Genomic DNA, 642 nt, shown 5'->3' with positions numbered 1-642 from the left:
CTGATACATCGCCGTAGTCACCAGACGCGCGCCGCTCATCCCGAGCGGGTGGCCGAGGGCGATCGCGCCGCCATTCGGATTCACGCGAGCGTCGTCGTCGGCCACGCCGAGTGCGCGCAGCACCGCGATGCCTTGCGAAGCGAAGGCCTCATTCAGTTCGATCACGTCGAATTGATCGATGGTCATGTTCAGGCGCCCCAGCAGTTTCTGCGTGGCGGGCGCGGGGCCGATGCCCATCACGCGCGGCGCGACGCCGGCCGTTGCGATACCCAGCACGCGAGCGCGCGGCGTGAGGCCGAAGCGCTTCGCCGTTTCTTCATTGGCCAGCAGCAGTGCCGCTGCGCCGTCGTTCACGCCCGACGCGTTGCCTGCCGTGACCGTGCCGTCCGGACGCACCACGCCCTTGAGCTTGGCGAGCGTTTCGAGGCTCGTTTCACGCGGATGCTCGTCTTGCAACACCGTGATCGGGTCGCCCTTCTTCTGCGCGATCGTCACGCCGACGATTTCCTGTGCGAGCGTGCCGTCGCGTTGCGCGCGCGCCGCTTTCTGCTGGCTGCGCAGCGCAAAAGCGTCCTGATCGGCGCGGCTGATGTTGTAGTCGGTCGCGACGTTTTCGCCGGTCTCCGGCATCGAATCGACACC

At 67.1% G+C, this 642-nt stretch carries 1 protein-coding gene; it reads right to left on the bottom strand.

The genetic code is table 11. From position 1 onward, the window contains the following. Positions 1–642 (bottom strand): acetyl-CoA C-acyltransferase (locus tag P0D71_RS36015; RefSeq protein ID WP_408483887.1); only part of this gene is annotated, 642 nt, incomplete at both ends.

It is taken from the genome of Paraburkholderia sp. RL17-383-BIF-A (assembly GCF_046028015.1).
Lineage (GTDB): Bacteria > Pseudomonadota > Gammaproteobacteria > Burkholderiales > Burkholderiaceae > Paraburkholderia.
The sequence above is the reverse complement of the archived record's forward strand: the minus strand, read 5'-3'. Positions and strand labels throughout refer to the sequence as shown.